The following is a 25,281-nucleotide window of genomic DNA, read 5'->3' on the forward strand; positions in this document are numbered from 1 at the left end:
GAAACCTGAATGGCGGCCCTGCGGGGGTGGCTTCGCGTCGAAATAAATCCCCCTGCGGATTTGAACTGCGCCACAATCCGGCCTAACGCATACTTGTTGATCTCTCCGTGCTTGAAAAAGATCGTTCCGGGAAAACAAGACACATGAGCAAACTTCGCGTCCTGCTGCTGGCGACGACTGCGCTGTCGGCGATGCAACTAATGAGCTCCGGCTCCCATGCGCAGGGGGCGCCGATGATCGTCGCCCAAGGCCCGGGCGGCGGCGAAGTCGGTCCAGACGGCCGGCCGAAACAGCAGCCGCAGGGGCAGCCGCAGCGACCTGGCCCAGGCGCGCCGCCACCGCATCAGGCTGCGCCTCCGCCGCCTCCCGCGCCGCCGCCGGCCGCTGCTCCACGCCCAGCGCCTCCACCGCCCGCGCCGCCACCGGCAGCGGCCCCGCGTCCCGCACCCCCTCCACCACCGCCTGCTCCGCCGCGGGCCGAGCCGCCGCGTCCGGCGCCCCCACCGCCCCCTCCGCCACGGGCCGAGCCACCACGTCCGGCTGCTCCGCCGCCGCCCCCACCGCCGCCGCGGGCTGAGCCGCCACATTCGGCACCGCCGCCTCCACGGGCTGAGCCGCCTGCACCTCCGCCGGCGCGTCCAGCGCCACCTGTTGCGGCTCCGCCGGTGCATACGCCGCCGCCTCCAGCGCCTCCGCCGGGGCCGCCGCGTGAGCCGGCACGTCCTGCGACTCCGCCTGCGCCCCCGCCGACGGCTGCTCCCGCGCGTCCAACGCCGCCCACGCCGCCCGTGGCCACGCCCGCCCCGCCACCTCCGCCGAGTCCGGCACCGAACCTGCGGCCGGGAACGCCGCCGTCAGCCGTGACACCCCCGCCTTCGTCGCCAGCGGCCGGGAACGCGTCGCCGCCTGCGCACTCGCCGGCTCCGTCCGCGGCGCCGTCTCCGCAGCCGACGCCGGCTCCGACTCCTCCGGTTGGCCCCGGGCAGCGGCCGCCGACACAGCCAGGTGCCGGCGTCCCGCCGCCTGGTGCTCCCCAGGGAGCACCCCCGCCACGCGGCGCGCCGACGCCGCCGGCCGGAACCGTCGCGCCTGCTCCGGGAACTCCGCCGGCGCCACCCGCGCCTCCGGCCACCCAGACGCCGTCGCAGCAAGGCACGCCGCCCGCAGCCGGGAGCCCGCCCGGCGGACGTCCGGGGACGCCCCCAGGAGCCCCGGGTGGTCCGCCTCCGGCGGCAGGTCCTGGTGCTGCCGGACCCGGTCCGGGACCCGCCGGCGCGCCGCAGGCCGGTCCTGGCGCTGTGCCGCCCGCCGGCCCCCCGGCCATGTCCAATCGGCCGCCGCCGCAGGTCACTGCGCCCATCCCGGCGCCGCCGCCGCCGACGGCACAGCAGCTCACGCCGATCGCGCCCGGCGCGCCGTTGGCGGGGCCGCAGCGGCTGGACGATTTCCGCGGCCAGCGCCGCGAGGTCCAGGAGGGCGGTCGCACGCTGATCTACGAGCCGGGCCGCGTCATCGTGCGCGATCCGAGCGGTCAGGAGTTCGTGCGTCATGACGAGCTTGAGCGCTTCCGCTACGGCGCGCGGGACATCCGCGTCCAGCAGGAGCGGGGAGAGACGCGCACAGTGGTGATCCGTCCCGACGGTAGCCAGATCGTCACGATCACCGCGCCGGACGGCCGGCTGCTGCGCCGCATCCGCCGCGACATCGGTGGCCGCGAGATCATCATCATCGACAACACCTACCGCGATCCCCAGGCGGTCGGCGGCTTCTACGTCGACCTGCCGCCGCCGGAGATCCGCATCCCCTACAACCGCTACATCGTCGACGCGGATGAGGCCGAGCCGGATGTCATCTACGACACGCTGATCGCGCCGCCGGTGGAACGCGTCCAGCGCCGCTACTCGCTCGACGAGGTCCGCTACTCCCCATCGGTGCGACAGCTGATGCCGTCGATCGATCTCAACACGATTACCTTCGAGACCGGATCGTGGGAGATCAGTCCCGACCAGGTGGCGAAGCTGCAGGTCATCGCCGACGGCCTCAACCAGGCGATCCAGCGCAACCCGCGCGAGGTCTTCCTGATCGAGGGCCACACCGACGCGGTCGGCAACGACACCGACAATCTGTCGCTCTCGGATCGCCGCGCCGAGTCGGCCGCCACCTTGCTCACGCAGCAGTTCGGCGTGCCCGCCGAGAACCTGACCTCGCAGGGTTACGGCGCGCAGTACCTGAAGGAGCAGACGCAGGGGCCGAGCCGCATCAACCGCCGCGTCACGGTCCGCCGCATCACGCCGCTGCTCAATGGCGGCCAGGCCGCCCTGCCGCCGCCACCTCCGGGCGTCGCGCCGCCGCGGTGAGACGCGACTGAGCGACAATGAAAATGGCCGGGAGCGATCCCGGCCATTTTTTGTTGGTGGCAATCCGTTCCGTCCTGTTCGGTGTCGTCCCCGCGAACGCGGGGACCCATACTCACAGGATCCAGTTTTGCGATGGCTGGAGCCGCAGCCGGCTCTCACCGTGTCAGTCGGTGGATATGGGTCCCTGCGTTCGCAGGGACGACAGCGGTGGAGACGGCGCGGATTGCGCTCGACAGCTCCAACTCAGCCCTTGTCGTGGCCGAGCTGGAAGATCTGAGCGCCGTCCGCGCCCGACAGCAGCCCCGTGTCCGAATAGAGCTTCAGCTTGGAGCGGGTGTCGGTGATGTCGAGATTGCGCATCGTCAGCTGGCCGATGCGGTCGGCAGGCGTGAACGCGGCGTCCTCGACCTTCTCCATGCTCAGCCGCTCCGGCTGGTAGGTCAGGTTGGGGCTCTCGGTGTTGAGGATCGAGTAGTCGTTGCCGCGGCGCAGCTCCAGGGTCACCTCACCGGTGACGGCGCGCGCCACCCAGCGCTGCGCGGTCTCGCGCAGCATCAGCGCCTGCGAATCGAACCACCGGCCCTGATAGAGCAGGCGACCGAGGCGCATGCCGCTGATGCGGTACTGCTCGATCGTATCCTCGTTGTGGATGCCAGTGACGAGCCGCTCATAGGCGATGTGCAGCAGCGCCATGCCCGGCGCCTCGTAGATGCCGCGGCTCTTGGCTTCGATGATGCGGTTCTCGATCTGGTCGCTCATGCCGAGACCATGACGGCCGCCGATCGCGTTGGCCTCCAGGAACAGCGCCACGGGATCGCTGAAGCTCTGGCCGTTCAGCGCGACCGGCTGCCCCTCCTCGAAGCGGACCACGACCGTCTCCGGCTTCACGGAGCAATCCTCGCGCCAGAACGGCACGCCCATGATCGGATTGACGATGCGGATGCCGCTGCTCAGGCTCTCGAGATCCTTGGCCTCGTGGGTGGCGCCGAGCAGATTGCTGTCGGTCGAATACGCCTTCTCGGCGCTCATCTTGTAGTCGAAGCCGTTGGCCGTGAGGAAGGCCGACATCTCGGCGCGGCCGCCGAGCTCGTCGATGAACTGCTGGTCGAGCCAGGGCTTGTAGATCTTGAGGCTCGGATTGGTCAGCAGGCCGTAGCGGTAGAAGCGCTCGATGTCGTTGCCCTTGTAGGTCGAGCCGTCGCCCCAGATGTTGACGCCATCCTCCTTCATCGCGGCGACCAGCATGGTGCCGGTGACGGCGCGGCCGAGCGGGGTGGTGTTGAAATAGGTGATGCCGCCGGTCGAGATGTGGAAGGCGCCCGACTGAATCGCGGCGATGCCCTCATGCACCAGCTGAGTGCGGCAATCCACGAGGCGCGCCTTCTCGGCCCCGAAGCTCACCGCCTTGCGCGGGATCTCGTCGTAGTCGGACTCGTCGGGTTGCCCGAGATTTGCCGTGTAGGCAAAGCAACGCGCGCCCTTCTGCTTCATCCAAAGCAGCGCGGCGCTGGTGTCGAGACCGCCGGAAAAGGCGATGCCGACCTTCTCGCCCTTGGGCAGGCTTTTCAGGATCGTGGTCATGGGAGAGTCCAACCGTGTTTGTGGCTGCGCCGTTCAGAAATTCGGGCGCGAATAACAGATTTTGCGTTGCTGGGCACGCCTTTAATGGCGACTGAGGGTGACCGGCCCGCGCTCAGGCCGCGGGGCTGGTATCCGCGGTACGGCGGCCGAACAGCCGGCGCATCAGGCGGAAGCCCGGCCAGCCGAAGCGGGTCAGGGCGGCGTCGATGCCGGCGTCGGTGAGGCGGGTGGACGGCCAGCGGTAGATGTAGCCGTGCAGCAGCCAGATCACGATGAAGGTGACGAGGCCGGCCGCGGCGATGTCGGTGAAGAAATGTCCGCCAAACGCCATCCGCAACACCGAGGTGGCGATGCCGAACAGGACGGCGGCGCCGTAGGCGACGGGCCGGATCGCGGGCGGCGTCAGCGCGGCCGGCGCCAGGGTCCAGAATGCGGTGGCTCCCTCTCCGGAGAAGAACGAGCAGTTGCGGCCGCAGCCGCCGCGCGGATCCCACCACGGCACGAACTGCATGTCGCCGCCGAACTCGGCCACGACAACCGGGCGCGGCCGGCCCCAATAGGATTTGAAGGTGAAGTTGGTGAGCACGCCGGCCGAGAGCGATAAGGTCAGCAGCAGGAACGCCACGGTGCGGCCCTTCACCAGCAGCGGCCGGTCGGGACGGACGAGCTTCACGACCAGCGCAACGATGGACGGCAGCGCGATGCCCCAGGCGACCCACATCGCGGCATCGCGCGCGAACGCAGCATAGCCGTCGAGCTTCACGGGGAAGCTGTGCGTGCGCGGATCGTAGAACAGCGCGGCCAGCTTGAGGTCGAGCTCGGGAAAGACGCCGAACAGCACGCCGATGACGAGCGCGAGCGACAATGCGATGAAGAGGCCGGTCCGGTTCATGGCGCGCGGTTTAGCGAAAGCGGATGGCGATGGAAAGGCCGGCGGCTCAACGTGGCGATCCCGACGGCAATGGCGGCGGTGGCGGCAGGCGCGGCGACGGCTCGCGCCAGCGGCCGGCGTTGCGGCCGGCAATCAGCCAATAGACCAGTCCGCCGACGATGCCGGCCCCGGTCAGGATCTCGAGATGGCGACGCACGATGCCCTCGAACCGGAAGGTCTCGGGATCGAACGGGACCAGGCCGAGATAGCAGGCTGCGCCGACCACGCCGCCGCCGATCGCGTAGGCGAGCACGCTGCGGATCGAGAAAGCCTCGGTGATCAGTGCGATCAGCAGCGCCGGGATCAGCGCGAAGCCCGACACGAAGATGAAGCCGAAGCCGATGATGACCTCGAACGCGCCCTGATCGATCGGGCCATTGCCGAGATCGGAGAACTCCGGAAACAGGACCGCGGTCACCACGATCAGCCCCGCGAGGAAGCACGCGGCAAGAAACGCGAGCGCGATCACGACGAGACGACCGATCAGCGCCATGGCTTTAGACCCGTGTTACCCAAGCGAGGCCCCGCTTTCTTCGCTCGTCATGGCCCGGCATGAGCCGGCCATCCATCTCTCGGTCGATGAATCGATGGTTGCCCGGGTCAAGCCCGGGCATGACGATCTCGTTCGGAGATGCAGGCGCGATCAATCATCAATCCGTCATCGCCATCGCGCGCAGTGCCTGACGCTCCCGCGCGGACAGCTTCTCCGTCTCCGACTTCAACTGGCCGCAGGCGGCGAGGATGTCGCGGCCGCGCGGCGTGCGCACCGGCGACGAATAGCCCGCGTTGAAGACGTATTCCGAAAACTTCTCGATCTGCTCCCAGTCCGAGCACTCATACGCCGAGCCGGGCCAGGGATTGAACGGGATCAGGTTGATCTTGGCCGGAATGCCCTTCAGCAGCTTGACCAGCAGCCGGGCGTCGTCGAGCGAATCATTGACGCCCTTGAGCATCACATATTCGAAGGTGATGCGGCGCGCGTTGGATGCGCCGGGATAGTCGCGGCAGGCCTGCAGCAGCTCGGCGATCGGATATTTGCGGTTGAGCGGCACCAGCTCGTTGCGCAGCTCGTCGCGCACCGCATGCAGTGAGATCGCCAGCATCACGCCGATCTCCTCGCCGGCGCGCTTGATGTTCGGCACCACGCCGGAGGTCGACAGCGTGATGCGGCGGCGGGAGATGCCGATGCCCTCGTTGTCCGAGACGATCAGCAGCGCGTCGCGCACCGCGTCGAAATTGTACAGCGGCTCGCCCATTCCCATCATGACGATGTTGGTGATGAGCCGGTTGCCGAGCGGGGTCTCGCGGTCGGCCCAGTCGTTCAGCCGGTCGCGCGCCACCATGACCTGGCCGACGATCTCGCCGGCCGTCAGGTTGCGCACCAGCCGCTGCGTGCCGGTGTGGCAGAACGAACAGTTGAGCGTGCAGCCGACCTGGGAGGAGACGCAGAGCGTGCCGCGATCGGTCTCGGGGATGTAGACGCACTCGACCTCGTGGGCCTTCTGCAGATTGTCGCCGCTCGGCAGCCGCAGCAGCCATTTGCGGGTGCCGTCGTTGGAGATCTGCTCGGCCACGACCTCGGGACGGTCGACCGTGAAATGTTCGGCCAGCGCGGTGCGTGTGTCCTTCGATACCGATGTCATCTCGTCGAACGACCTGGCGCCCCGGAAATAGATCCAGTGCCACAACTGCTGCACCCGCATCTTCTGCTGGCGCTCTGGCACTCCGACCTGGCCGAGCCTTGCTGCCAGCTCCGCGCGTGACAGGCCGATCAGCGAGGGCTTCGCCGGCGGGACGTAGGTTTCGAGCGGAGTCTTTTCGAGGGGCGCAGAGGAGTCGCGCAGCCCGGCAGTCGTTGCCATGTCGATGGGCCCAAAGTGCTGCCCGGCCGCGGCGGCCGAAGGCGTTCAGCGGGTTTATATAACGATCCGGCCGGCAAATGCGACCCGCCTGACGAGCGGTACCGGCGGCCGCCGTCTACCGGCGGCAATCCTGCGCGATGCGGTCGAGCGCCTGGGCGAGGCCCTTCAGTGAGAACACGTCGGTGGTCTCCGTGCCCTTGGCCGAGACGCCCTTGACCACGGCCTCGGGCGCCTTGCGCATGGCATCGACCATCCGCTCTTCCTCGGCGGCGTTCTTGATCCAAAGTCCGTCGCCCTGGGTATACATGGCATAGGAGGCTCCGCCGACCTCCACCGTGGCGTCGGATCCCGGCTTCAGCGCATAGCCGATCATGATCGAGACCTCGTTGAAGACCTTCTCGGAGGGCCGGGTCGACACGAAGGCATAGGCGGGATCGCGCGGACGGTTGGGCGGATTGGTCTTGGAGGATGTCGGCTTGGCCAGCGCGAAGCAGACCTTCTTGCCGCCGGGCATCGCGGTATAGGCGCCCCAGCCGCCGAACTGTCCGATCAGCGTCGGTTCCGCGCCGCCGATGTTGGGAACGGCCGGCTTCGATTCCGATTTCGGTGCGGCCTTCGGATGCGGAGCTGCGGCCTTTGGCGCGGCGCTCTGTGCCGCTACGAGGCTCGGAGCTCCGAACAGCAGCACGCCGCCGACCAGCGTTGTCAACAATCGCCCGAACAACATGATACGTTGAGTTCCCCCGCGACTTCGTTCCACCAATATTGTGACTGGAAAATGGCCCGGAATCGCTGACCGTGGTCGCGATGGATAGCGGCTAAATGCACCGCTTGCAAAGGCCGCAGAGCTGGATTGTCCGGCGCTCCGCGTCCCTGGCCCGGCGCCGCGCAGCTGCCGCGGCCTGATGATGATTGTGGCGCGGCGGCAAATCCGGCATGACGTTCCCAAAGCCGGACCTCGATCCGGCGCCAACGACCAAGGAGCGCCCATGAAAGCCATTCTCTGCTCGCAATTCTGTCAGCCCGACGATCTCGTCCTCACCGAGGTGCCAGATCCGGTGGCCGGTCCCGGCGAGGCCGTGATTGCGATCAAGGCGGCGGCGCTGAACTTCTTCGACATCCTGATGATCCAAGGCAAGTACCAGATCAAGCCGCCGTTCCCGTTCTCGCCGGGTGCGGAGGTCGCGGGTGTCATCGAGAGCGTCGGCGATGGCGTCACCGAACTGAAGGTCGGCGACCGTGTCGTCGCCTCCTGCGGCCACAACGGCGCGCGCGAAAAGATCGCGCTGCCGGCCGCCTCGATCGTCAAGATTCCGGACAATCTCGATTTCGATCGCGCCGCCGGCATCATCATCATCTACGGCACTGCGCTGCATGCGCTGGAGGATCGTGCCAGTCCGAAACCGGGCGAGACGCTGGCCGTGCTTGGCGCCGCCGGCGGCACCGGCCTGGCGGCTTGCGAGCTGGGCAAGCTGATGGGGTTGAAGGTCATCGCCTGTGCCTCTTCGGACGAGAAGCTCGAATTTGCCAGGCAGCACGGCGCGACGCTGACGTTGAACTACGCCAAGGAGGATCTCAAGGAGGGACTGCGGCGGCTCACCGACGGCAAGGGTGCCGACATCATCTTCGATCCCGTCGGAGGCGCCTACGCCGAGGCAGCGCTGCGCTCCATCGCATGGGAGGGCCGATTCCTGGTGATCGGCTTCGCCGCCGGCGACATCCCGAAGATGCCGCTGAACCTCGCGCTGCTGAAGGGCTGTGATATCCGCGGCGTGTTCTGGGGCGCCTGGACCCGACTCAACCCCGCCAAGAACCGCGCCAACCTCGAAAAGCTCGTGCAGTGGACCGCGGAGGGCAAGCTGTCGTCGCACGTCGACCGCACCTTCCCGCTGGCTCAGACCGCCGATGCCTTGAAGGTGCTGGCCGGCCGCCAGGCGATGGGCAAGGTGATCCTGCACCCCTGAGGACGTCGCGCAATGAAGGCCCCCGGGGGGCTGTACTCCCCGGGATAGCCTCGCCCTGATCCGTGCAACCAAACCGAGCAGTGCCCCGGCTGTTGTGCCGATGGAATGCTCGAGCCGGCCCGGCGTCGCTGTGACATCCGCGCGCTGCGCGGCGGTCGCAAATTTGTTCGGCGGGCTGCCGCGCCGGCGCCACGGATTCGCAACCGGAAGCAGAAAATCCGAAAACGAGCGTTTCTTGGTTAACACAACCACGCCACATTGTGGCATGGTTAATTTGAGGCTTGGCCGTTGTTATCACGACGTTTCTGGATTTGGCGCCGTGCGATGTCGCACGTGCGTTGCCACAATCAGATCAAAATGTTTCCAGAATCATGCCGGCTCTCGTCCACTTTTAGTCGGATTCAATTAGTCAATTAGTTGTCGGCAGTGGGGTGCCTCTGGCAATCGTGACGTGTCTCGAGCTTCTGACGGGCTTGGGACCAAAAGTATGTTGCGTGAAGTTGAGATGGGGATGAAGGCCATGGCTGAGCGGACGACGCGCGGGCGTTTCAACAACAGAACTCCTTCGGAGCCTGACTTCAGGCCTTTCCCCGACGAACTCCCTCAGGAGCGCCCACCGAGCTATCGTTTCGGCCGGTCGACCCAGGATAACTATCCAAACGACGAATCGATGCCGATGTTCCTCTCTGAGTATGAGAGCGGCAACCAGATCGACAGCACGCATTTCGAGGACCAGTGGCCGGAGCGGACCCGCCGCGTCTCGGTCTCGTCCCGGATTCTTCTCGCCGTGGTGGCTGCGGCCGGCGTCGCGGTGCTCTTCGCGCTTGTCACCTCGGATGCGACGCGCGACCTGATCGCCAGTGCCAAGGCTTCCATCATCGGCGCCACGCCGGACCCGACGGCCCCGCCGCAGGCCACCAACACGCAGCTCACCGCGCGCGACATGCAGCTGAACGAGCCGGCGCGACTGCCGCCCGCCGAGCCGCCGGCTGCGGCGGCGCCGGTGCAGACGGCAGCCGTGGCCCCGACGCGTGACGACATCGCCAACGCCTACCAGACAGCGCTGCAGAATCGCAGTGTGACGCAGCCCGCGCCGGTTGCAGCACCACCGAGCTTCGCCACGGCACCGTCCGCGCCGGCCCCGAGCGCGATGGAGCCATCCTCGATCAATTCGCCGGGCGCCGGATCGGCAATCGTCGCACCCGGCCTCGGCGCCGTGACCGCCGCTCCGCCGCCCGCGCAGGTCCGCCGGCTCGATCCCGACGAACTCGCGGGCATCATGAAACGCGCCAAGAGCCTGCTGGCCGCGGGCGACATCCCGCCGGCCCGACTGCTGCTGGAGCGCGCGGCCGAGGCGCAAGAACCGGCCGCGGCGCTGATGCTTGCCCAGACCTACGATCCCCACGTGCTGGGGACGAAGGACATCCGCAACATCAATGCCGATCCGGCTGCGGCTCGCAACTGGTACCGCCGCGCCGCCCAGCTCGGCTCGGCTGAAGCGCAGCGCAGGCTCGATCAACTGCAGAACTGAACGCTCGTGACGGCAGCGATGCCGCCTCGTTTCATTTTTTTGTTTCACGCGTGATTTTCGAGTCTGTTCATGGGCGATGCCAGGCGAGACCTGGCGCTGCCCGCGTTCCGGCTTGCAAACATGTGCCAGCCTTAGATCAAGGGGGACAGATGCGACGTCTTGTTGGAGCGGCCCTGGCCGCAATGATGATAGCGTGCGGTTTCGCTGCCCACGCCGAGGAAGGCGAGTTCGACCCCGCCAAGGTGAGCGACAGCCTCAAGGCGATCTTCCAGTTCGGCTCGGTGCAGACCAAGCAGGCGCTGAACGCCAACACGGTGACGCTCATCACCGGCACCATTGGCGGCACCTATGTGCAGTTCGGCGCCGATCTGGCCTCGCTGCTCGACGACGGCAACAATCTGCGCGTCCTGCCGATCGTCGGCCGCGGCTCGGTGCAGAGCGTGGCCGACATCCTGTTCCTGCAGGGCGTCGATCTCGGCGTCGTCCGCGCCGATACGCTCGACTACCTCGAGCGCAAGGGTTTCGCCAAGGACATCAAGCGGCAGTTCACCTACGTCACCAAGCTCTACAATGAAGAGATGCAGGTGATCGCGCCGCGCGCGGTGCGCAACCTGCGTGATCTCGAGGGCCGCCGCGTCAGCGTCGACCTGCCGAATGGCGGCACCTTCGTCACGGCGCTGACGGTGTTCGAGCGGCTTGGCCTGCGCGCCAACTTCGCCTACATCGAGCAGCGCATCGCGATGGAGAAGCTGAAGCGCGGCGAGCTCGATGCCGTCATCGTGGTCGGCGGCAAGCCCTACAAGTCGGTCTCGACCTTCGTGAACGACGGCCGCTTCCATCTCGTCAACGTCGACTACGATCGACCGCTGCAGACCGACTATCTGCCGGCGACCCTGACGGCGAAGGACTACCCGAACCTGATCGCCGAGGGCGAGAAGGTCGACACGATCGCGGTGCCGGCCGTGCTCGCCGCCTATAATTGGGCGCCGAACACCGACCGCTATCGCAAGCTCGCGACCTTCGTCGACGCCTTCTTCACCAAATTCCCGGCATTCCAGAATCCGCCGTTCCATCCGAAGTGGAAGGAGGTCTCGCTGTCGGCGCCGCTCGCCGGCTGGCAGCGGCTGCCGTCCGCCAGCAAATGGCTGGAGAGCCACGCCATGGAAGGCGCACAGCGCGACCGCTTCGATGACTTCCTGAAGCAGAGCAGCGCCGGCAGGGCGATGCCGAGCGAGGCCGACCGCGAGGCGCTGTTCAAGCAGTACCAGGCCTGGGAGGCCGAGAAGACCGGCAGCGCCCGCGCCCAGGCGCGCGGCCAGCGCTGAGCTCGTAGCGTTCGACGAAGTCCCATCAAGAGAAAAGCCCCGCGGATGCGGGGCTTTTTACTGTTGTGCCCTTCCGAGGCGCTGATTGCGGGCGCCCGGCTTGCCGGCCGGAGCCGCCGTCAGCCGATATTCTCGCCGTCCTTCGCGACGTCTGCGTTCTTGTCTGCCGCGAGCCGCGCGAGTACGGCGCGGGCTGCCGCATGATGGTCGGGCGTGATGTGCGAGGCGACCATGCGGATGGCGGTGGCGAGCACCGCCGCGTCGTCGGTGAAGCCGAGGATGGGCAACACGTCAGGCATGAAGTCGAACGGCACGACGAAGTAGGCGATGGCGCCGAGCAGGGCGACCTGTACGTGCCGGGGTGTCTCCTTGTCGAAGGCGCAGTAATACGCCGCAAGCAGCCCCTCGGCGAATGGCAGCCGCGCGACAACCTTCTTGAACTTGATCCAGAAACGACGGCGAAGGGTCTCGCGATCCCGGGCCAGCCGCTCCGCGGGCTCGAAGCCAACGCTGTAGTCGGTCGCATCCGACATGATGTCCGATCTCCGGTTCCAGACGGCGCTGGGGGCGCGGTCCTCGCCCTCGGATGTGGTGATGGCGACGCCGGCCGCAAGGCGCGTGCCGTCGTCGCCAAGATCTCAGCCGCGCATCGTCGCGGCGATCGCATTCATCGCCTTGGCGAGCGCGATGTCGCGCATGGTCACGCCGCCCGCGTCATGGGTCGTGAGGACCACCTCGACGGTGCGGTAGACGTTGCGCCACTCGGGATGATGGTCAGCCTTTTCAGCGACCAGGGCGACGCGGGTCATGAAGCCGAAGGCTTCGTTGAAGTCTGTGAATGTGAACGTGCGGGCGATGGCCTCACGGCCCTGTGCCTCGGACCAGCCGGGAAGCTCCCGCAAGGCGGTGGCGCGTGCCTCCGCCGACAATGGTTGCGGCATCTCGATCTCCTCTTGTGGTGCAATCGACCGGACACGCGGCGGCATCCGGGCGATCGCGGGGCTACCTCCGGCTGGGTCGCGCCGGTGTCCGGTTGCCAAGACTAACCGAAAACGCATCCCTATCAGAGCCTTGTCACAGGCGCGATGCCGGAGGTGCTTGGAACTGCCCCGATCCTCCGGCGACTGGTGCGATGGTAACCATGACGCAGATGTCACCCCGGGCGGACAAGAAATTTGCTACAGTTCGGCTCTATTGAAGGACGACGTGGCCAGACGAAGCCGCCTGTGGCATCGCCCGGGCCTGGGACCACCGGAGGACGGGATCTGGTAGATACTCAGACCACGCCAGCGCAGCGCTCACGGATGCGCCCTGCCGTGTTCATCGTCATCGCCGGGATCCTTGCGGTCGTCGGCGCTTTGACGGGGGCCTACTATTTTGCGATGCGTCCCGTGGTGCTCAAGATCGCGGTCGGTCCGCCCAACAGCGACGACCTGAAGGTCGTCCAGGCCCTGACCCAGGCCTTTTCCCAGTCGCACGCCTCCGTCAGGCTGCGGCCGGTTCCGACCGAGGGCGCCGCACAGAGCGCGCAGGCGCTGGCCGCAGGCAAGGTTGATCTCGCGATCGTCCGGGGTGACCTCGAGGTCCCAAAGAACGCGCAGGCCGTGGCGACGCTGCGCAAGAACGTCGCCGTGCTCTGGGTGCCTCCGGGCGGCAAGGGCAAGGGTCGCAAGGGCGCCAAGATCACCAAGATCTCCCAGCTCGCGGGCCACAAGGTCGGCATCATCGGTCGGACCCCGGCGAACGCCAATTTGCTGAAGGTGATCCTGCATCAATACGGCGTCGACGCCGGCAAGGTTGAGATCGTCCAAGTCCCGATCACCGAGGCCGCCGAAGCCGTGCGCAACCAGCGGGCGGACGTCTATCTTGCGGCCGGACCCATCAATAGCAAGATCACGGCGGATGCGATCGCCGCTGCCACCAAGGACGGCGGCACGCCGACCTTCCTGGCGATCGATTCGGCCGAAGCGATCGCGCAGAACCACCCCGAATATGAATCGACCGAAATTCCCGCCGGCGCGTTTGGCGGCTCGCCCGATCGTCCCGAGGACGAGGTGAAGACCATCAGCTTCAACCACCACATCGTGGCGCGCAAAGGCCTGTCGGATTCGACCGTGTCCGCGTTCACCCATCAGCTGTTTTCGGTGCGCCAGCAATTGCTGTCGGAGTTCCCGCTGGCTGCCAAGATCGAGACCCCCGACACCGACAAGGACGCCGCGATTCCGGCACATCCCGGCGCGGCGGCGTTCATCAACGGCGAGGAGAAGACCTTCCTCGACCGCTACAGCGACTACATCTGGTGGGGCCTGATGGCGCTTTCGGCGATGGGTTCGGCCGGTGCGTGGTTCGCCGGCTATCTCAAGCGCGACGAACGCACCATCAACACCTCGCTGCGCGATCGTCTGCTGGAGATGATCACGATCGCGCGCAAGAGCGATTCGACCGAGGAGCTCGACCAGCTGCAGAGCGAGGCCGACGAGATCCTGCGCAACACGCTGACCTGCTTCGAGGACGGTGCAATCGAGCACGCGGCGTTGACCGCGTTCAACATCGCGCTCGAGCAGTTCCACAACGCGGTGGCCGATCGCAAGCTCATCCTGATGAGCATGCCCGCCAATCTGCAGCGAACCGGCGCGCAGTTGCGTGCCGCCGGCACCTGAGGGCGGACCATGTTCGCCCTGCGGCCGTGTCACGCGCTGTCCACGGCGCGATTGTAATTCCAGCGTCATCAATCTTTTCTAGGTCTGCCGGGCCGTGGCTCGCGCCGGCTCCCGCGCGCGATCCGACCAGGAGATCCGCATGACGCTTCGCATTCCTCGATCGCACACAGCCCTGTCCCGCCGCCGCTTCCTGTCGACGGCCGCCGCAGCCGGCGTCACGACGCTGGCGATGCCCTATCTGAGCCGCGCCGCCGACCGGCCGCAGATCACGCATGGCGTGCAGTCCGGCGACGTCGGCATGGATGGTGGCGTGGTCTGGGCGCGCGCCGACCGGCCGTCGCAGATGCTGGTCGAGGTGGCGACCACCGAATCGTTCAAGGACGCGCGTACGCTGCCTCCGATTGCCGCGCTTCCGGAAAGCGACTTCACGGCCAAGATGCTGATCGACGGCCTTCCGAGCGGCCAGGACATCTTCTACCGTGTCAAGTTCCGCGACCTGTCGCATACCGCGGTCGAAAGCGAGGCCGTGGCCGGCCGCTTCCGCACCGCGCCAGGCAACAAGCGCGACGTCTCGTTCGTCTGGGGCGGCGACGTGGCGGGGCAGGGCTGGGGCATCAATCCCGATGATGGCGGCATGTTCACCTTCTCGACGATGAAGAAGCACCGCCCGGACTTCTTCCTGCACTCCGGCGACACCATCTACGCCGACGGTCCGATCAAGTCCGAGGTGAAGCTGCCGGACAACAAGGTGTGGAAGAACCTCACCGTGGAAGAGAAGGCCAAGGTCGCCGAGACGCTCGACGAATTTCGTGCCGCCCACAAATACAATTTCCTCGACGAGAACGTTCGCGCCTTCAATGCCGAGGTGCCGATCTTCGTGCAGTGGGACGATCACGAGGTCACCAACAACTGGTCGGCGTCCAAGGAGCTGCCCGCCGCCTACAAGGAGCGCAACATCCAGTTGCTCGCGGCCCGCGCGGCGCGCGCCTTCCACGAGATGTATCCGATGCGCGAGAGCCTCATCGAGCCGGGCCGAGTCTATCGCACCATCAACTATGGCCCGCATCTCGACGTGTTCGTGCTCGACGAGCGCAGCTACCGCGGCGCCAACGGTCCCAATCTCGAGGACGAGTATGGTCCGGCGTCCTACTTCATCGGGCCGGAGCAGATGCGCTGGTTGAAGCAGGCGCTGCTCAATTCCCGCGCGACCTGGAAGGTGATCGCCTCCGACATGCCGCTCAGCATCATCGTCTATGACGACGCGGCCAACAAGAAGGGCTCGGAAGCCATCGCCCAGGGTGACGGCCCGGCGCGCGGCCGCGAGCTCGAGATTGCCGAGATCCTGCGCTTCATCAAGACGGCGCCGATCCAGAACACGGTGTGGCTGACGGCGGACGTGCACTACGCGGCCGCGCATTATTACGATCCGAACAAGGCGCAGTTTCAGGACTTCGAGCCGTTCTGGGAGTTCGTCTCCGGCCCGCTGCATGCCGGCACGTTCGGTCCGAACGAGCTCGACAACACCTTCGGCCCCGAGGTGCGCTTCATCAAGGCGCCCGGCCTCGACAAGCAGAATCTGCCGCCGTCGGCCGGCATGCAGTTCTTCGGCCACGTCAAGATCGAAGGCGCCACGGGCCAGATGACCGTGACCCTGCGGGATCGCGCCGACGTCGCGCTGTGGTCGACCACGCTCGATCCGAAGCTGGGCTGAGGTCTCGTTGTTCGGCGGCAAGACGACCGCGTGCGGCGACGGCAACTAATCGCGTCGCCGCAGCGCCGCCTCCAGCGCCTCGGTCGGGCAAGGCTTCGGCAGCCGCGGCCGGTCGGCGAATGCGGGTGGCACGCGGTCGGCGCCATAGCCGGTCGAGAATGCGAAGGGAATGCCGAGCGCCGTCAGCCGCTCGGCAATCGCAAAGCTCTTTTCGCGGACCAGGCCGACATCGAGCAGCGCGAATTGCGGGACGCGCTCGGCGATCATGGCGAGCGCGGTTGCGACGTCGGCTGCGATCCTGATGTCGGGAACGCCGAGGTCGGTGATCGTGTCTTCCAGTCCGAGTGCAATGATGGGGTCGTCTTCGACGACCAGCACATGCTGATAGAACTCGGGCACGCCTGATTGCGAGCTGGTCATGGGATCTACGGGTTCCAGGATGAGGGATGGACCCCGCGGCCGGCGCCTCCTCTCGAGCGCGCTGGCGGGTTCCTGGAACCAAGGCAGCATATCAGAGTTCCTGTGTCGGTGCACTTGTGAACACAAGGTGCACGGATCACGCACATGCGTTGCGCACGGGGATGACGATGCTGAGCCAAGGTGTGACCACGCTGAGCCGGGAGCGGCCCTACAACAACCTGCTGCGGCGGCTCAGTCCGGCCGACTACGCGCTGATCTCGCCGTATCTGGTGGAGGACGAGGCAACGCCGAACGAGCTGCTCTACAGTCCGGGTGACGACGTCCAGATCGTGCATTTTCCCTGCGGGCCGGCGCTGACGTCCTATCTCGTTCCCAATGAGGATGGCCGCGACGTCGAGACCATCCTGGTCGGCCGCGAGGGCGCCGTCGGCGGGATCGTCAGCGAAGGCTTCCTGCCGGCCTACACACGGATCGTCGTCAAGTTCGGCGGCCCGTTCGCACGGCTGCCGCTGTCCCGCCTGGCGGCCGCCAAGCTGCAATCCAAGACGCTGCGCAACGTATTCGCGCGCTACGCCGATTGCATGCTGGCACAGATGTTCCAGTCGACCGCCTGCAACGCAATCCATTCGATCGAGCAGCGGACGGCGAAGTGGATCGTGGCCGCGATGGACCGTACCGATGGCGAGCCGATCGTGCCGCTGACGCATGAGCAGCTGGCAACGCTGCTGGGCGTCGGCCGCAGCTACGTCAGCCGGGTTGTCCAGACCTTCAGGGCCGAGGGCATTCTCGAAACCCGCCGCGGCGCCTTCATGGTGCGGGACTTCGACGCGCTGAAGCGCCGCTCCTGCCTGTGCAACGAGGCCGTGAAGACCCATTTCGAAGAGGTCCTGCGCGGCGTCTATCCGACCGAGCAGGCCGCGGCGGGCTGCGCCTGCAGGCGCCATTGACGTCCCGCGTACAGACTCCAGCCAACCGCGTTGGCTGTCAGCGCTGGTCCTCGTGGGATTGCCGGTCGGAGTGGTTGATCTTGTCTTCTCCCGCGCCTCCCGGAGGCGCGTGGCGGCGGAGGCGTTAGCCAGCCGCTCGGAAACCGCTCCCCGTTCCTGAAAGCAGTCATTGTTTTTTGGCATTTTCTGCCTATATTGCGCCGCAACGCGTGAGGTCTGCCCGGTCGATTGGCCGGGCTTCCTATTTGGGGCTGCCGGCCCCTGCCGCCGAACGAGTTTCGCGAGCGCGCGTCGCAAAGCTAACAGCTTGATTCGACTATAACAAAGCGCGCGCCCCGCCGGGGACAGAGCACGGGCTCTTGAGAAAGCTTAGAAGACACCGACCATGAATCTTCGCAACATCGCCATCATCGCCCACGTCGACCACGGCAAGACCACCCTGGTTGACCGTCTCCTGCAGCAGTCGGGTACCTTCCGCGAGAACCAGAAGGTCGCCGAGCGCGCCATGGACTCCAACGATCTGGAGCGCGAGCGCGGCATCACCATCCTGGCCAAGGCCGCCTCGGTGCAGTGGAAGGACACCCGCATCAACATCGTCGACACTCCCGGCCACGCCGATTTCGGCGGCGAGGTCGAGCGCATCCTGAACATGGTGGACGGCGCCCTGGTGCTGGTCGACGCCGCCGAGGGCCCGCTGCCGCAGACCAAGTTCGTGGTCTCCAAGGCGCTCAAGGTCGGCCTCAAGCCGATCGTCGTCATCAACAAGGTCGACCGTCCCGACGCCCGTCCGACCGAGGTCATCAACGAGGTGTTCGACCTGTTCGCCGCGCTCGACGCGTCCGAGGAGCAGCTCGACTTCCCGATCCTGTACGGCTCGGCCAAGCAGGGCTGGATGGCCGAGAGCCCGGAAGGTCCGAAGGACGCCGGGATGCAGCCGCTGTTCGACCTGGTGCTGCGCCATGTGCCGGCGCCGTCGGTCGAAGAGGGGCCGTTCCGCATGATCGGCACCATCCTGGAGGCCAACAACTTCCTGGGCCGCATCATCACCGGCCGCATCACCTCGGGCAGCATCAAGCCCAACCAGGCCGTGAAGGTGCTGAACGCCGAGGGCAAAGTCGTCGAGCAGGGCCGTATTTCCAAGATTCTCGCGTTCCGCGGCATCGAGCGCGTGCCGCTCGACGAGGCCGAGGCCGGCGACATCGTCGCCATCGCGGGCCTGACCAAGGGCACCGTCGCCGACACGTTCTGCGATCCCTCGGTCGAGACTCCGCTCCCGGCGCAGCCGATCGACCCGCCAACCGTGTCGATGTCCTTCATCGTCAACAACTCGCCGCTGGCGGGCACCGAAGGCGACAAGGTCACCAGCCGCATGATCCGCGACCGCCTGCTGCGCGAGGCCGAGGGCAATGTCGCGCTGCGCGTCGTCGAATCCGCCGACAAGGACGCCATGGAAGTGTCGGGCCGCGGCGAATTGCAGCTCGCGATCCTGATCGAGACCATGCGCCGCGAAGGCTTCGAGCTGTCGGTGTCGCGTCCGCGCGTGGTGCTGCAGAAGGACGAGGCCACCGGCGCGTGGCTGGAGCCGATCGAGGAGGTCGTGATCGACGTCGACGAGGAGCATTCCGGCGTCGTCGTGCAGAAGATGAGCGAGCGCAAGTCCGAGATGATCGAGATGCGCCCGTCCGGCGGCAACCGCCTGCGGCTGGTGTTCTACGCGCCGACCCGCGGCCTGATCGGCTATCAGGGCGAGCTGCTCACGGACACCCGCGGCACCGCGATCATGAACCGCCTGTTCCACGGCTATGCTCCGTTCAAGGGCGAGATCGCCGGCCGCCGCAACGGCGTCTTGATCTCCAATGACCAGGGCGAGGCGGTGGCCTACGCGATGTTCAAGCTGGAGGACCGCGGCCCGATGATGATCGAGCCGGGCTGGAAGGTCTATCGCGGCATGATCGTCGGCGAGCACACCCGTGACAACGATCTCGAGATCAACGTCTTGAAGGGCAAGCAGCTCACCAACATCCGCACCACGTCGAAGGACGAGGCCGTCCGCCTGACGCCGCCGATCAAGATGACGCTGGAAAAGGCGCTCGCTTATATCGAGGACGACGAGCTGGTCGAGGTCACGCCGAAGTCGATCCGGCTGCGCAAGAAGCATCTCGATCCGAACGAGCGCAAGCGCGCCGAGAAGCAGAAGGAAGCGGTGGCGTAATTTCCGCCCTCCATTCTCAAATGCGTCATGGCCGGGCTTGTCCCGGCCATCCACGTTTTGGGGCTTGCGAGGACGACGTGGATGCCCGGCACAAGGCGGGGCATGACGACGGAGTTGGATGAGCCAATGTCTTTCCCATCCTCCATCGACATCGCCATCATCGGCGCGGGTGCCGCGGGCCTCGGCGCGGCACATGCGCTGCAGGACAAGGGCGTCTCGTTCATCGTCCTGGAGGCCCGCGACCGCATCGGCGGGCGTGCCCGCACCATCATGGCTTCGCCTGATGTCACGTTCGATCTCGGCTGCGGCTGGCTTCATTCGGCCGATCGCAACTCGTTCGTCGGCATTGCCGAGCAGCTTGCTTTCACTATCGACACCAGCCGGCCGCCCTGGCGCGATCAGGCCTATGAGGCGGCATTCCCGCGCGAAGAGCGCGAAGAATTCATCCGCGCGCTGGAGGCGTTCTTCATGCGTACCGCGGAGGCTGCCAGGAGCGGCCGCGATGCGCCGGCGAGCATCTGCCTCGAGCCCGGCAATCGCTGGAACGGCATGATCGACGCGATCTGCACCTATCTCAACGGCTGCGAGCTGGCGCAGATGTCGCTGCTCGACTTCGAGGCCTATGAGGACACCGAGCTGAACTGGCGGATACGCCGCGGCTATGGCGCCCTCGTTGCAGCCTACGGTGCGGACCTGCCGATCGTGCTCGACTGCAACGTGACGCTGATCGACCGTGGCGACAGGCGCATCCGCCTGACGACGTCACAGGGCACGCTGACGGCCGACAAGGTCATCGTGACCGTGCCGACCAATCTCATCGCCGACGAAGCGCTCCGTTTCACGCCGGCGCTGCATGCCAAGGTCGAAGCCGCTACCGGCCTGCCACTCGGGCTGGACAACAAGGTGACGCTGGCGCTCGACGGCTGGGAGCACCTGCCGAGGGATTCGGGCATGCGCGGCCGAAGCCACACCGCGCGGGTCGGCAGCTTTCAGCTGCGCCCGTTCGGCCAGCCCTGCATCGAAGGCTTTTATGGCGGCAGCTTCGCCCGCGAGATCGAGGCGGCGGGCGAGGGGGCCTTGGCGGCGCAGGCGATCGACGACATCGCGGCCCTGCTCGGCAACGACATCCGCAACAGCCTCCGTCCGCTCGCCGAGTCCCGCTGGGGCGCCGACCCGTTCGCGCGCGGCGCCTATTCGCATGCACTGCCCGGACATGCCGACAAGCGCGCCGTGCTGGCCGCGCCGGTTGATGATCGGCTGTTCTTCGCCGGCGAGGCGACGCCCTTGGATTTCTTCTCGACCGCCCATGGCGCGCGCGACAGCGGCGAGCGCGCGGCGCGGGAAGCTCTGGCGTCATTAACCACGACCTAGTCCATCGATCGTCATTGCGAGCCCAGCGAAGCAGTCCAGACTGTCACCGCGGCGGGATTTCTCGATCGCTTTCGCTGCGCTCGCGATGACGTGCCCCGATCAATGCGTCTCCTCCACCATCCGCAGAAACTCCCGCGCGGCCTGCGTCTGGTGATGCTCTTTGTGGCGCAAGCTGTAGAAGTGCCGCTTGGGCAGCTCGATGTTGGCGACGGCGAGCAGACCCGCCTTGACGGCGCGCATGACCACGAGGCGCGACAGCACCGTGACGCCGGCGCCGGCTTCGACGGCGCCGCGCACGGCCTCGTTGGACGGCAGGTCGAACACCACATCGAGCTCGGCCGGGGTGATTCCGAAGCGGCCAAGCGCTGTTTCGAGCGCGGCGCGCGTGCCGGAGCCCTGCTCGCGCAACACCCAGCGCGCCGTCTTCAGGTCGCCGGTTGTCACTGACCTTCCGCGGCACAGCGGATGATCGATCGGACCGACCAGCACCATGTTGTCCTGCGCGACCGGCTGAACCGTGAGCACGGGATCGTCGACATCGCCCTCGATGAAGCCTAGATCGGCAGAGCCCTCGCGGACCTGGGTCGCGACCTGCTCGGTATTGCCGATCGACAGCTGCAGCTTGATCGCCGGATGCGCGGCACTGAAGCGGTGAATGAAGGCCGGCAGCCAATAGCCCGCGATGGTCTGGCTGGCCGCCAGCGCCAGCTGCCCGCGCTTCAGGCCGGCGAGATCGTTCAGCACGGTCTCGGCGGCGGCCGCGCGCGCCAGCACCGCCTTTGCTTCGACGAGAAACGCCTTCCCGGTCGCCGTGAGCACGATGCGGCGTCCGACGCGATCGAACAGCCTGGTCTCGTAGCGCGCTTCGAGCGCGGCCACGGCCGCCGATGTCGCCGACTGGGTTAAATTGAGGTCGCGCGCCGCCTGGGTGACGTGCTCGCGGGTCGCGACCGCAACGAAGATCCTGAGCTGTTCGAGCGTCACAAGCGTCCTATGTGGTGAGCTTCACCAGGGCCAGGCTGAAGCCTGCGATGAACAGGAAGGCGAGCAGGCCCAGCGCCAGCGGCCGCAGGCCCTTGGCCTTGAGCTTGGCGAAATCCGTTTCCAGTCCCATCGCGGCCAGTGCCATCGACAGCAGGAACGTGGTCGCCGTCACGATCACCGTCTTCATCTCGGCGGGAATGCTGATCACGCTGTTGAGGCCAACCAGCGCGATGAAGCCGAACACGAACCAGGGCAGTGGCGGCTGCGCATTGCCTCGGGTCTCGCCGCCATGGCGCGCACGCCGCGTTGCCAGCAGGCCGAGCGTGAGCACGACCGGCGCCAGCAGCATCACGCGGGCGAGCTTGGCGATGGTGCCGAACTCGCCAGCCTGCTGGCCCTGCTGAAACGCGGCCGCGACCACCTGGGCGATCTCGTGAATGGAGGCGCCGCTCCACAGGCCGAAGGCGTGCGCGTCGAGATGCAGCAGCGCCGGAAGCAGCGGATAGATGAACATTGCGATCGAGCCGAACACCGTGACGCAGGCCACCGCATAGGCGACGTCCTCGTCATGGGCGCGCGTGACCGTGTTGGTCGCGATCACGGCGGACGCACCGCAGATCGAGGTGCCCGCGGCGATCAGCTCCGCCAGCTTGCGATTGACGCCGAGCAGCTGTCCCATCCACACCGTGAACAGGAAGGTGCCGGTGAGGCTCAGCGCGATCACGGCGAGACCACGCGCGCCGACCTCGACGATCTGCGTCGCCGTCAGTTGCAGGCCCAGCAGGATGATCGCCAGCCGCAGTACGCGACGCATCGAGAAGGCGACGCCGGGCTTGGCCCGCGCCGGTGTGCCGACCACGTTGTGCAGCGCCATCCCTGCCACGATCGCCAGGATCATCGGGCTGAACAGGCCGAGGCCCGGCAGCAGGCGCAGCCCGAAGGCGCCGGCCGCGAGCGCCGCGGACAGCGCGAGCCCGGGCAGCAGCGTCGGTGCCGCCGGCGTCGCAGGCGCGTGCGCAGGTCGATGATGAATGGCAACGGGCGCATCGGCGATCAGATCGTGCGAGGGGGCAGCCATGGAAATCTCTCCCAAACCAAGTGCGAGGAAGAGAATTTCATGCTGTGAACAATCGATCCAACAGATTATATCGCACGTATCATTCGATTCAATCGATTAATCGCCCACTGCCGCATCTCGCCGCCGACCGGATCACGACTCCAGCACCCGCTTGCGCAGCTCGGCATCCGGCACGAAGCAGGATTCGTATTTGCCGAAGATGTGGTAGCGGTTGCGTGCGACCACGCCATAGACCGCATCGCGCAGCGGCTTCGGAATGGCGAGCAGCGCGCGCGTCCAGCCCCAGCCCGGCAGGTTCGACAATACGGTCAGCGCAGCATCGGATTTCAGATGCGCCTTGCCGTCATGCACGACCGCGTTGGTGTCGGGGTCCTGGGGATCGATGCCGAAGGCCTGTGCCAGCCGGGTGCCGTAGGGCGACTGGATCGGCGTGAAGCGGAAGCGCCTGGCGGTGTCGCGCGCGATCACGAACTGCACCCAGCGGGAGCAGAACACGCAGACGCCGTCGTAGAGGATCACGTCATCGTCGGGCCAGTTGGTCATCAGCGATTGTCCATCATGAGCAGCGCGACCAGCATCAGCACGATCGCAGGTCCCGTCTTCACCAGGGCGCCGAGCGGCTCGAGCCAGAGATCGGGCGTGAGGATCGCGCAGCCGAGCATGTAGCCGAGCGAGACGAGGATGCCGGCGGCGAGCCCGAATGTTGCGGTTCTGCGGAACGCGATCAATAGGCCGACCGAAATGTCCATCATGCTGGTGATCGCCGCGAACGGAATCGCAAAGCCTTCCGGCCAGCCGCGCGTGGTCAGGACCGCCGTGGTCGCCGGGAACGAGACGAACAGTGCAATCGACCCCGATGCGACCCAGAACAGCACGAGGCTCGCGATGATCAGTGCCTTGATCAGGAACAGCCGCGCGAACCATTTGTCCTGAATGGTGGCGCCACGCGCGCCGACGGCGTCCAGCGGCGTGGGGGTGATGCCGGTTGCCGCGATCCATGGTGCGGGATCGCCGTGCACCCCGCGGCGAAGCTCGGCGATCGCGGTGGTGCGCATCGGCGGCATCCAGCCGAGCCGGCTGCAGAGGTCACCGGCGAAAGCGCCGAGATTGATCAGTGGTGCGGGCAAGGCAACGCGCGGCCAATCCGTCGTGCCGAAACTGCGCCGAAACGCATCGACGACGTCGCCAAGCGTCACCGCCTCGGGCTGCATCAGGTCCCAGCTCACCGCGCGTGTCGCCTCGTCATCGATCGGCCGCATCGCGAGCCAGGCGATGGTCGCGGCGATGTCCGCCACCGCCACCGGCTGGAACGGCGTCGCCGCATCCCTCGCCGGCAGGTCGACCGGAAGCGCCGCGAGCGCGCGGACCATCGCGCTGCCGCCATAGGCCGATGGCGCGATCACGAAGCCCGGGCGCAGGATGGCGTAGGGAATGTCTGAGGATGCAATCAACTGCTCCGCCTCGCGCTTGGTGGTCGCGAAAGCGGTGTGATCCTCATCGGCCGCGCCGGGGATCGAGATGTGAATGAAGCGCACGCGACGGCCGCAGGCCGTGATCGCTGCGAGCACGCGCGCGACGAACTCACGATGCACGGCCGTAGTATCGCTGCCCGGACCATCCTGCAGCACGCCGAGGCAATTGACGACGACATCGATCTCGTGGGCGCGGATCAGACTCGCCAAAGCCGGTGCATCGAGCGCCATGATCGGCAGCTCGATGTCGAACGGCGACACGCGTTGCGATGGCGAGAACGCGCGCGCGACGCCGACCGTCGCGCAGCGACGTCGGCGCAGATCGTCGGTGATGAAGCGTCCGATCAGGCCGGAGGCGCCAAGCACGAGGATGCGGGGGGTGGTCGACGTGATCATGCGCGTCTCGTCAGAACGGCTTTGCGATCATCAGCCAGAGAATGGCCATGACCGCGCCGAAACCGGGGATGCCGCACAGGAACCAGCGGCGGAAGACGATGAAGTAGCGCGGCGGCAGCGCCTGTGCGCTGATATCAGCAGCACGGGCGAGGTCGCGCAGTTCGATCTGCATGAAGATCACGGGGACCCAGAACAGGCCGGCGACGGCGTAGAGTGCGAGCGAGGTGAGCAGCCAGCGCTCGGTCATCGCTGTCGACGACAGCCACATCAGCGTGCCGCCGGTGACTGGTTGCAGCAGCACCGCCGAGAGCGTGAACAGCATGTCGGCAATGACGACGACGCCTGCGGTGCGCGCGATGAACGCGGCCTCGCCGCTCAGATGCGCCATCAGCATGAAGAATGCGATCCCCGTGCCGGTGCCGAGAATGACGATGGCGCCGAGCACGTGGAGATATTTGACAAGGAAATACAGCGTCATC

The 25,281-nt window shown here is 66.8% G+C and carries 22 protein-coding genes; 9 read left to right on the top strand and 13 right to left on the bottom strand.

The window, feature by feature from the left end:
* The first annotated feature begins 143 nt into the window (after positions 1-143).
* Positions 144-2,357: an OmpA family protein gene (locus tag QX048_RS13950; protein ID WP_315825707.1), complete on the top strand. Its 2,214-nt coding sequence runs from the start codon at positions 144-146 to the stop codon at positions 2,355-2,357.
* 243 nt (positions 2,358-2,600) lie between these two features.
* Here QX048_RS13950 and argG read toward each other — a convergent pair whose 3' ends face one another.
* The 5 genes from argG to QX048_RS13975 form a co-directional block, all read right to left on the bottom strand.
* Positions 2,601-3,938, bottom strand: a complete 1,338-nt coding sequence (argG, locus tag QX048_RS13955) for an argininosuccinate synthase (protein WP_315716760.1) — start codon at positions 3,936-3,938, stop codon at positions 2,601-2,603.
* Between the two features lie 112 nt (positions 3,939-4,050).
* Positions 4,051-4,830: a phosphatase PAP2 family protein gene (locus QX048_RS13960; protein ID WP_315825708.1), complete on the bottom strand. Its 780-nt coding sequence runs from the start codon at positions 4,828-4,830 to the stop codon at positions 4,051-4,053.
* Between the two features lie 46 nt (positions 4,831-4,876).
* Positions 4,877-5,362 (bottom strand): hypothetical protein, encoded by a 486-nt coding sequence (locus tag QX048_RS13965; RefSeq protein WP_315716758.1) that lies wholly within the window; start codon positions 5,360-5,362, stop codon positions 4,877-4,879.
* 157 nt (positions 5,363-5,519) lie between these two features.
* Positions 5,520-6,731 (bottom strand): 23S rRNA (adenine(2503)-C(2))-methyltransferase RlmN, encoded by a 1,212-nt coding sequence (gene rlmN / locus QX048_RS13970; protein WP_315750541.1) that lies wholly within the window; start codon positions 6,729-6,731, stop codon positions 5,520-5,522.
* Between the two features lie 115 nt (positions 6,732-6,846).
* Positions 6,847-7,458 carry an invasion associated locus B family protein gene (locus tag QX048_RS13975; protein WP_315716756.1) on the bottom strand — a complete coding sequence of 204 codons (612 nt, stop codon included), beginning with the start codon at positions 7,456-7,458 and terminating at the stop codon, positions 6,847-6,849.
* Between the two features lie 262 nt (positions 7,459-7,720).
* Here QX048_RS13975 and QX048_RS13980 point away from each other — a divergent pair, with 262 nt between their 5' ends.
* The 3 genes from QX048_RS13980 (at position 7,721) to QX048_RS13990 (ending at position 11,551) form a co-directional block, all read left to right on the top strand.
* Positions 7,721-8,695 carry an NADPH:quinone oxidoreductase family protein gene (locus QX048_RS13980; protein WP_315750543.1) on the top strand — a complete coding sequence of 325 codons (975 nt, stop codon included), beginning with the start codon at positions 7,721-7,723 and terminating at the stop codon, positions 8,693-8,695.
* Between the two features lie 520 nt (positions 8,696-9,215).
* Positions 9,216-10,226: a hypothetical protein gene (locus QX048_RS13985; protein ID WP_315716754.1), complete on the top strand. Its 1,011-nt coding sequence runs from the start codon at positions 9,216-9,218 to the stop codon at positions 10,224-10,226.
* 149 nt (positions 10,227-10,375) lie between these two features.
* The gene (locus QX048_RS13990) at positions 10,376-11,551 is read left to right on the top strand and encodes a TAXI family TRAP transporter solute-binding subunit (protein ID WP_315716753.1); all 1,176 of its coding nucleotides are present in this window, start codon (positions 10,376-10,378) and stop codon (positions 11,549-11,551) included.
* Between the two features lie 119 nt (positions 11,552-11,670).
* On the opposite strand, the gene QX048_RS13995 is transcribed toward QX048_RS13990, so the two are convergent.
* The gene (locus QX048_RS13995; RefSeq protein ID WP_315825710.1) at positions 11,671-12,084 is read right to left on the bottom strand and encodes a YkvA family protein; all 414 of its coding nucleotides are present in this window, start codon (positions 12,082-12,084) and stop codon (positions 11,671-11,673) included.
* A 105-nt stretch (positions 12,085-12,189) separates the two neighbouring features.
* A complete protein-coding gene (locus QX048_RS14000; RefSeq protein WP_315825711.1) occupies positions 12,190-12,537 on the bottom strand; it encodes a 4a-hydroxytetrahydrobiopterin dehydratase in 348 nt (115 codons plus the stop codon).
* Between the two features lie 330 nt (positions 12,538-12,867).
* On the opposite strand from QX048_RS14000, the gene QX048_RS14005 reads away from it, so the two are divergent.
* Entirely contained in the window at positions 12,868-14,211 is a 1,344-nt protein-coding gene (locus tag QX048_RS14005) for a TAXI family TRAP transporter solute-binding subunit (protein ID WP_315825712.1), read from the top strand.
* 139 nt (positions 14,212-14,350) lie between these two features.
* Positions 14,351-15,922, top strand: coding sequence for an alkaline phosphatase D family protein (locus QX048_RS14010; RefSeq protein WP_315825713.1), 1,572 nt, complete (start codon positions 14,351-14,353; stop codon positions 15,920-15,922).
* Positions 15,923-15,967: 45 nt separating this feature from the next.
* On the opposite strand, the gene QX048_RS14015 is transcribed toward QX048_RS14010, so the two are convergent.
* Positions 15,968-16,342 (bottom strand): response regulator, encoded by a 375-nt coding sequence (locus QX048_RS14015; protein WP_315750548.1) that lies wholly within the window; start codon positions 16,340-16,342, stop codon positions 15,968-15,970.
* Between the two features lie 167 nt (positions 16,343-16,509).
* On the opposite strand from QX048_RS14015, the gene QX048_RS14020 reads away from it, so the two are divergent.
* The 3 genes from QX048_RS14020 to QX048_RS14030 all read left to right on the top strand — a co-directional run bounded on the left by QX048_RS14020 (position 16,510) and on the right by QX048_RS14030 (position 20,872).
* Positions 16,510-17,289 carry a Crp/Fnr family transcriptional regulator gene (locus QX048_RS14020; RefSeq protein WP_316200448.1) on the top strand — a complete coding sequence of 260 codons (780 nt, stop codon included), beginning with the start codon at positions 16,510-16,512 and terminating at the stop codon, positions 17,287-17,289.
* Between the two features lie 385 nt (positions 17,290-17,674).
* Positions 17,675-19,501 (top strand): translational GTPase TypA, encoded by a 1,827-nt coding sequence (typA, locus tag QX048_RS14025; RefSeq protein ID WP_315716745.1) that lies wholly within the window; start codon positions 17,675-17,677, stop codon positions 19,499-19,501.
* Between the two features lie 126 nt (positions 19,502-19,627).
* Entirely contained in the window at positions 19,628-20,872 is a 1,245-nt protein-coding gene (locus QX048_RS14030) for an NAD(P)/FAD-dependent oxidoreductase (protein WP_316200447.1), read from the top strand.
* A 99-nt stretch (positions 20,873-20,971) separates the two neighbouring features.
* Here the strand turns inward: QX048_RS14030 and QX048_RS14035 are convergent, their stop codons facing one another.
* From QX048_RS14035 to QX048_RS14055, 5 genes are all read right to left on the bottom strand, one after another.
* Complete coding sequence (locus QX048_RS14035; RefSeq protein WP_315825715.1) at positions 20,972-21,856, bottom strand: LysR family transcriptional regulator; 885 nt, start codon at positions 21,854-21,856, stop codon at positions 20,972-20,974.
* A 7-nt stretch (positions 21,857-21,863) separates the two neighbouring features.
* Positions 21,864-22,934 (bottom strand): YeiH family protein, encoded by a 1,071-nt coding sequence (locus QX048_RS14040; RefSeq protein ID WP_409977905.1) that lies wholly within the window; start codon positions 22,932-22,934, stop codon positions 21,864-21,866.
* Between the two features lie 132 nt (positions 22,935-23,066).
* Positions 23,067-23,477, bottom strand: a complete 411-nt coding sequence (locus QX048_RS14045) for a thiol-disulfide oxidoreductase DCC family protein (protein WP_315825716.1) — start codon at positions 23,475-23,477, stop codon at positions 23,067-23,069.
* Complete coding sequence (locus QX048_RS14050) at positions 23,477-24,802, bottom strand: SDR family oxidoreductase (protein ID WP_315825717.1); 1,326 nt, start codon at positions 24,800-24,802, stop codon at positions 23,477-23,479. The genes QX048_RS14045 and QX048_RS14050 overlap by 1 nt, the downstream gene beginning before the upstream one ends.
* A 10-nt stretch (positions 24,803-24,812) precedes the next feature.
* Positions 24,813-25,280, bottom strand: a complete 468-nt coding sequence (locus tag QX048_RS14055; protein WP_315825718.1) for a DUF2269 domain-containing protein — start codon at positions 25,278-25,280, stop codon at positions 24,813-24,815.
* Position 25,281: the final 1 nt, after the last annotated feature.

This window comes from Bradyrhizobium sp. SZCCHNS30572 (assembly GCF_032484415.1).
Classification (GTDB): domain Bacteria; phylum Pseudomonadota; class Alphaproteobacteria; order Rhizobiales; family Xanthobacteraceae; genus Bradyrhizobium.